The following is a 6,928-nucleotide window of genomic DNA, read 5'->3' as shown; positions in this document are numbered from 1 at the left end:
GCCTCGTTCATCGATGAGGTCACTCCGTGATGGTGGGCTGCGAGCCCAGGAACGGACGCACCTCGAGCCACTCGTGGATCGGCTTCCCGCCCGCCCCGGGGGCGGCCGACAGCTCCCCGGCCAGCTCGACGGCACGCTCGTAGCTGTCGACGTCGATCACCATCCAGCCGGCGATGAGGTCCTTGGTCTCGGCGAACGGGCCGTCGGTGACCGGCGGCCGCCCCTCACCGTCGTACCGGACCCACGCCCCTTCGGGGGCGAGCGCCTGACCGTCGACGAACTCGCCCGTCTTCTCGAGCCGGTCCGCGAAGTCCTGCATGTACTGCACGTGCGCCGAGATCTCCTCCGGCGTCCACTGGTCCATGGGCACGTCGTTGACCGCAGCCGGAGCGCCGCGGTAGTGCTTGAGCAGCAGGTACTTGGCCATCGTGTTTCTCCTCGGTGCTGGTGCGACCCATTGTGGTCACGTTTCACCACAGGGACGGAGCCGGCCACAGGTTCTCGACATCGCCGTCCGAATTTTTTTGGGCTCTCGTAGAGGGGCCTGAGTGAGCCGTCTCGTGGTGCCCGGGTCCACGGCGTGGCGCGAGGGACGAGACGGAACGAGGCCTTCCAAGATCCGCAGTGACCGAGCAACTGCGCTGCCCCGAACCCTCGTGTCGTCGAGGGACCTGGGCGGAGGAGCACGACGTCGCGCCGCCACGGGCCAAGCTCACCAGCCGGGCGGCGGAGTGGGGCATCAGCCTGCTGCGGCTCGGGGTCGCGCGCCGACCACCCGCGGCGTATGTGTGGTTTCGCCGGTGGCAACGCTCTGGGGTGTGGGCGCGGATCGTCACCGCGTTCCAGGCCCGCGCGGACGCGGCCGGACTGGTCACCTGGGAGGCCGGCGTGGACTCAACGGTTGTCCGCACATCAGCACGCCGTCGGCGCCCACCGACGGGGAGATGAGCAGAGCGAGCCGCCGGGTGGCGTCGTCTGCGAGCCTTCCGATCACGCGTGGGGACGCTCCCGTGGCGGGTTGACCGCCAAGATCCACCTGTCGTGTGAGCAGGGCCAGAACGTGTTGTCACTGATCGTCACCGCCGGGCAGCGTGGCAACTCCCCGCAGTTCCGGCCCGTCCTGGACAAGACCAGCGTCCCGCGGCTCGGCACCGGCCGGCCCCGCAAGCGGCGGGTCCGGGTCCGGGCCGACAAGGCCTACAGATCCCGTGCCAACCGCGTCTACCTGCGTCGACGCGGCATCGCCGCCACGATCCCCGAACCAGCCGCATGACCCTCGTCGCCCAGCACGTCCATGACACGGCGCATCGGCGCGGGTCCCACTGGCGCCGCCACCAGGCTCGGTGCAGGGCAAGCCACTCCCACCGCCAGGCCGCAGTCCCAGCGTGATCACCATCTGCGGCCGGAAAATGAGCTGAATACGTCTGCACCGCAGCCGACTTGAGCACGGTGGTTTTCACACCGGGAAGGGAACGACTTGGCGTCCGAAGACGTTTCCCGTGTCGTCAGGTGTGAGCGAGGGTGAAAGGTTGACCGGCTGTGGCAATGATGTGGGCTATGTCCTTCCCTGCGTTTGTGTGTCTGTTGATCGGTTTCGCCCTGACGGAGAGCCTGTTGAGATGGTTCACGGGGCTGGGCCTGGTGCCGTGGCTGCGCAAGCGCACGGGCAGATCGCTGTCCACTATGGCCTTCGACGAGTTCACCACGGTCGTGAACGGAAACAAGACCGTGGAGTTGGAGCAGCGACGAGTGAAGATGTTGCTTCGGGAGGATGAGGGCGACGGCGCGCCGCCCCGCTCCAACATCGACCTTGCCCAGGGCACCGCTTTCATCGTGCTGCCGAAGGGCGAGGACGGGGCCGTCCGTCAACCAGCACAGCGCCTCTCAGGGCAGGAGATAACGCGATGATGGGAAAAGGTTGCATGGAGTCACGGTGAGTGAAGGCGCACGTCATTCGGCGAGGGGCTACTCGCGCGCTCTGCGCTTCACGGCGTTCCCGGCCTGACGGGTGCAGTGCATGCGCTGGTTGGTCAGCTTTCGCTTGCTGACGTGAAGGATCGGTGTCGAAGTGCTGGTGGTGACCCACATGACGCAACTGGACGCTTCCGTAAGGCCGGGGCAGAAGTCGTGGACGCTTGGGCCCAGGAACCCCTGGTTCATCGTCGGCGGACGGCATTCGGTCGCCGCCCTGCGATTCGGCAGGAGTGACGTCACCTAAAGGTTGTCCCGCAAATGATCTCCGTGTCGTCCGGGACCAGGGCCCTGTCCGCTCGCAGGAATGTGCGGCAGACTTCGGACGGCAGGTTCAGCCGAGGGGAAGGAGAGTGCGCATAGAACGCATCAGTGAGTCGTTGATGGGTTGCGGTCCGTTGGTGCTGGACGCGCTGAGCATTGGCGGGTGGAAAGCAGGTCGTGAGATCGCCACTGGGGACTGGACGCGGCAACTGACAGCGGCTGGGTTCACACTCAACGACGCGGCAGTCGGGATCTGGGGCGAGTTCGGCGAGCTGACGATCGAGAGCTGCCCGGCCCGCGTCCCCACCTCTTCGCTACGCATTGACCCCGTGGACGCTTGCATCGACACTGCCGCGGAAGCTGCCTCGCTGAGGCTTCGATATGCAGAGAACTACAGCCCTTTGGGTATGTGGTCGGTCCAGTTCAGGTCGTATATCGCGGCCAGCGGGCGCGTCATAGCGGTGGGGCCGAACGTCGTGTGGTGCCTGGGTTCTACCTTCGTGGAGGCGCTGATCTATGTAGTGGCGGGCGATGACGGCGTCAATCGTGCAGAGCAAGCAGACTGGCTCGGCAACTAGCCTCACCCACAGGTGAGATGATCTTGCGATGGCTGGTGTGATCACGGCGTCGGAGCCGTCTTGGACAGGCCTTTCACCGGATTAAGCCCACGGCAGTTCGGCAAGCTGATCACTGCGAGGAAGATTCTCCGCGACTGCCGACTCAAAGGCGATGGCGTCCACCCCGCCATGCTCGGGATCGCCCGCCTCCACAACCTCGTCCTCACTGGCTAAGCAAGGCACACCGCAGGTCAGCAGGCATGACTGAGATCATTTACGGGACGAGCCTTAGGGGCCGCAGAGAAATAACGTGGTGGTTTCCACGCCCGCGAACTGCGGTGTCAAGAGCCGGAGTCGACGACTTGTTTCTCTGCGGCCTCTTAAGGCCGATCTCCGCTGTCGCGTACCGCGTCGTTAAGGGCTGTCCCGTAACTGATCTTTAATGTCAGGGTCGTTGGTTAGGACTGGATCTCGGGGACCGTCCGACAGTCGCGTCGTTCTCGTGGCCTGTCTGCGTTGATCGCTTGGCGTCCAAGGCGAGACCCAGGGCGCGATGGGGGGCGGGCGGATCCGCCTAGGGAGGCGTGCGGCGGAGTCCGCCTGCTACGGTGCCGATGTCAGCGATCAAGAAGTTCCAAGTCACCTTTGACTGCGCAGAACCTGAGCGTCTCGCTCGTTTCTGGTGCGAAGTGTTGGGGTACGTCGTACCGCCTCCGCCGGAGGGGTTTGCCACTTGGGACGATTTCAAGCGTGCGCAGCCGCCTGAGCAGCGGGATTCATGGTTCGCCTGCATAGATCCCTCAGGTGTGGGACCGCGACTGCACTTCCAGCGCGTTCCCGAGGGGAAGGCGGTCAAGAATCGGGTGCATCTTGATGTGCGGGTCGGCACCGGTCTCGTGGGTGAAGAGCGTCTCGCCGCGCTTGAGGCCGAATGCGCGCGGCTGGTTCCTCTCGGTGCGGTACACGTGCAAACGCTGTATGACGGCAATGATGCGTGCATCCCGATGCTGGACATCGAGGGCAACGATTTCTGTATCGACTGAGCATTCTCCGATCCGGGGTGGTGGGGAGATGGGGAGCCGCCTCCCTTGGGCCTCTCCGGTCTTGTATGGGGCGGGAGTTACCCCGTGAGGGTGAGGTTGTGCAGTCGGGCGATGCCGAGCATGGCGGTGTGAACGCCGTCGCCTTTCAGGCGGCAGTCACGAAGAATCTTCCAGGTCTTCATCCGGGCGAAAACGTGCTCGACGCGGGCGCGGACCTGCTTGTGGGACCGGTTGTGTTCCTCTTTCCAGTCCGGGAGTTCTTCGCCTTTGCGGCGACGGTGCGGAATGACCAGTCCGGTGCCCTGATAGCCGCCGTCGGCGATGGTCATTGTGTTGCCGGGCCTTGGCGCCGGACTCTTCCCAGCCGCGGGAGTCGTGCCGGTTGCCCGGCACGGGCCGGCCGACCACCACGACCAGGCGGGAATCGGCGTCGATGACGACCTGGTGGGCTGTGGAATAACGGTAGTTCTTCGACTGCTCAGCGACGGTGTGGTCCCGAGTAGGCACCAGTGTGCCGTCGACGATGAGGACGGTGTCGTTACGGAACCGCCTGGGTGGTTGCACGGCGAGCATTGGCCCGAGATGGTCGATGATTCGGTCGGCGGCCGACTTGGAGATCCCGAAGAGCGGCGCGAGCTGGTGCATCGTCAAGTTCGTGCGCCAGTATGTTGCGACCAACAGAATGCGGTCCTCCAGTGACAGGCTCCACGGCCGTCCGCGATGCACATCGGTCGCCTGCTCGCGCCGTATAGCGGTCACCAACTTGCCGAAGCAGCGAGGGCTCATCCCGGTGAACGGGGCCACCCAAGACGGCTCCAACGCCGTGATCACACCAGCCACATCAAGATCATCCACCCCTGACCAGGGGTTACGGGACAAGCTTTAGTGTTCGCCACCGGAGGATGCACAACTCACGTGGGCTGAGTGCCATGGTGACCTCGTTGTATGGGCTTGATCCGGAGGCGTTGCGCCGGCTCCAGGCATCGGGCTACCCGCCGCGCACCGTTGAGATGAGGCGGCAGGGGAGGGAGAGGAAGGCGTCGTGGAGTTCGGCGCGGCGGCGCCGGGCGCGTGGCCTGGCTCGGCGATCCCGCGCGGTGTCCACGCGGACGCTGGCGGCCTTCCTCAGCCGGCCGCGTCGAGCAGCAGCTTCGCGGCCACCATCGCCCCGTCGGTGCGGACCGCGCCGGCCACCCCGGTCGCTCGTGCACGGGTCTCGGGGGCCAGGGCCGTCTTGAGCGCGGCTGACAGGGACTCGGTGGTCGGCGTCGGACCGTTGTGTGCGACGCCGATGCCCAGCTCGGCCACGCGGCCGGCCCAGTACGGCTGGTCCGCCCCCTGGGGTACCACCACCTGAGGTGCGCCGGCCCGGGTGGCCGTCGTCGTGGTGCCCGCGCTGCCGTGGTGCACGACTGCGGCCACCCGACGGAACAGTGCCTGCTGGTTGACCTCGCCGACGGCGAAGCAGTCGTCCTGATCGTCGGTCAGGGCCAGGCCGGCCCAGCCGCGGGAGACGAGTGCGCGGCGGCCCTGCGCGCGGACCGCCTCGATGGCAGCCCGGGCGACGTCCTGCGCCTCGCGCAGGGGCATGCTGCCGAAGCCCACGTACACCGGCGGGGTGCCGGCGTCCAGGAACGCCACCAGCTCGGGCGGGAGCGGGCGTTCGTCCGGTCGGATCCACGCACCGGTCTGTACGACGTCGAGGTCCGTCGGCCGCCACGGGCTCAGGGTCGGGTCCGTCGCCAGCCACGGGCGGTCGGTGAAGGCGTAATCGCGGATGTTGTCCACCGGTGGCAGGCCGATCGACGCCCGGTGGGTGTTGATCGCCGCACCGAACATCTCGTTCGCGTTCCGGGCGTCCACGTCCCACAGCGCCCGGTTGTCGGTCATCCCCGGTGGCAACGGTCGGCCCCGCCGCGCGGGCGGCGGTTGGTGCGGCGATGGCAGGCTGACCGGCTGGTGACTCACGTGCACGTAGCGGATGCCCAGTTTCTCGGCCACCGACCGCGCGCCGGCCGTGACCGGCAACGGGCCGGTCACCACCAGCGCGTCACATCCCTCGGCCGACGCGGCGACCGTGTCGAACTGCGCGGCGATCAACTCGGCCGCACGCTGCGCCAGGCCCACCGCCGATCCCGGCACCACCGAGGTCACCAGCGGGCGCACCGGCCGGCCGACCGGCACCAGCGGCACACCGACACCGGCCAGCAGCTCAGCGAACTCCTCGTCCGGCGGCGCGCACACCCGCACCTCCGCGCCGAGTTCCCGCAACTGCACCGCGAGTCCCACCATCGGTTCGACGCTCCCGCGCGCCCCATACGTCGACAACAACACACGCATTTCGCGGCTCCCATGTTCAGCAGGTTCTGGCCTCGGTCGGCGATTCTGCGGTACGACCCGGGCCTTGCCGCAAGCCCCCCAGTGCGCTATAAGTTGATCATGGAAGGGGGTGGCTTCTCCCCTTTCCCTTCATCTTTCCCTTCATCGTCCGCTGTGGACGGACACCCCCTCGCAAAGCGGCGGCACGCTGGCACACCGTTACGTCGGTACGTCGGTACGTCGGTCCCGTCCGCTCAGGAGGATCTCCCATGGGCCTACCGAGGAACTGCCGTGCACGGCCCGCGAGTTGATCGCTCCCCAGATGAGCGCCCTCACCTCCGTCATCCACGACTACCTCCGCGGCCCCCTCGGCTCCCGCCGCGCCGTCCTGTGTCTGCTCCACCGGCGCCGAAGACAGCGTCGAGAGAGGAGCAGGACCGCGACGCCTTGGGCGGCAAGTCGTCCTACCACTTCCGACAGGCATGCGGGTGGCACCTGGAGGTCGACGAGCGCGATGTCACCCGGTCCGAGTTCGCCCGCGGCCTCGTCGGCCGACCGGGTGGCGAGCGTGAGCGCAAGACCGTCAGCGGATTCAACGACGTGGGCTATGCCGCGGCGCAGTAGCGGGCAGTCGCCGACGACGGCGGCACGTCCTACGTCCGCACTCATGGGCTCCTCGCTCCGGCAGGGCCGGCGCCCGGCTGCGGGCACGGCCTTACAGGTCCCCTCTTGGTCCTGCAGGGCAGTCCAGCATGCCGGGGCGTGGGAAAGAGG

The 6,928-nt window shown here is 67.1% G+C and carries 7 protein-coding genes and 3 pseudogenes; 7 read left to right on the top strand and 3 right to left on the bottom strand.

What is annotated here, in order from left to right; translation table 11 throughout:
• Nucleotides 1-19: 19 nt before the first annotated feature.
• Nucleotides 20-427 (bottom strand): YciI family protein, encoded by a 408-nt coding sequence (locus AB0D04_RS34465; RefSeq protein WP_362711320.1) that lies wholly within the window; start codon nucleotides 425-427, stop codon nucleotides 20-22.
• A 197-nt stretch (nucleotides 428-624) separates the two neighbouring features.
• Between AB0D04_RS34465 and AB0D04_RS34460 the strand changes: the two genes are divergently transcribed.
• The 6 genes and pseudogenes from AB0D04_RS34460 to AB0D04_RS34435 all read left to right on the top strand — a co-directional run bounded on the left by AB0D04_RS34460 (nucleotide 625) and on the right by AB0D04_RS34435 (nucleotide 3,835).
• Nucleotides 625-948 (top strand): hypothetical protein, encoded by a 324-nt coding sequence (locus AB0D04_RS34460; RefSeq protein ID WP_362711323.1) that lies wholly within the window; start codon nucleotides 625-627, stop codon nucleotides 946-948.
• 52 nt (nucleotides 949-1,000) lie between these two features.
• Nucleotides 1,001-1,261 (top strand): annotated as a pseudogene (locus tag AB0D04_RS34455) (IS5/IS1182 family transposase); the annotation flags it as partial.
• A 296-nt stretch (nucleotides 1,262-1,557) separates the two neighbouring features.
• Nucleotides 1,558-1,908, top strand: a complete 351-nt coding sequence (locus AB0D04_RS34450; RefSeq protein ID WP_362711319.1) for a DUF6191 domain-containing protein — start codon at nucleotides 1,558-1,560, stop codon at nucleotides 1,906-1,908.
• A gap of 464 nt (nucleotides 1,909-2,372) precedes the next feature.
• Nucleotides 2,373-2,813, top strand: a complete 441-nt coding sequence (locus tag AB0D04_RS34445; RefSeq protein WP_362711318.1) for an SUKH-3 domain-containing protein — start codon at nucleotides 2,373-2,375, stop codon at nucleotides 2,811-2,813.
• Nucleotides 2,814-2,933: 120 nt separating this feature from the next.
• Nucleotides 2,934-3,026, top strand: a pseudogene (locus AB0D04_RS34440) (IS5/IS1182 family transposase); the annotation flags it as partial.
• Between the two features lie 380 nt (nucleotides 3,027-3,406).
• Entirely contained in the window at nucleotides 3,407-3,835 is a 429-nt protein-coding gene (locus AB0D04_RS34435; RefSeq protein WP_362711317.1) for a VOC family protein, read from the top strand.
• A 77-nt stretch (nucleotides 3,836-3,912) separates the two neighbouring features.
• Here the strand turns inward: AB0D04_RS34435 and AB0D04_RS34430 are convergent.
• Together AB0D04_RS34430 and AB0D04_RS34425 are read right to left on the bottom strand one after the other, a co-directional pair.
• Nucleotides 3,913-4,675: pseudogene (locus AB0D04_RS34430) on the bottom strand (transposase).
• Nucleotides 4,676-4,960: 285 nt separating this feature from the next.
• Nucleotides 4,961-6,175, bottom strand: a complete 1,215-nt coding sequence (locus tag AB0D04_RS34425; RefSeq protein ID WP_362711316.1) for a glycosyltransferase — start codon at nucleotides 6,173-6,175, stop codon at nucleotides 4,961-4,963.
• A gap of 426 nt (nucleotides 6,176-6,601) precedes the next feature.
• On the opposite strand from AB0D04_RS34425, the gene AB0D04_RS34420 reads away from it, so the two are divergent.
• Nucleotides 6,602-6,778: a hypothetical protein gene (locus tag AB0D04_RS34420; protein ID WP_362711315.1), complete on the top strand. Its 177-nt coding sequence runs from the start codon at nucleotides 6,602-6,604 to the stop codon at nucleotides 6,776-6,778.
• The last annotated feature ends 150 nt before the right edge of the window (nucleotides 6,779-6,928 follow it).

It is taken from the genome of Streptomyces sp. NPDC048483 (assembly GCF_040651455.1).
In the GTDB taxonomy this organism is placed as follows: domain Bacteria; phylum Actinomycetota; class Actinomycetes; order Streptomycetales; family Streptomycetaceae; genus Streptomyces.
This window is presented reverse-complemented; position numbering and strand designations above follow the sequence as displayed.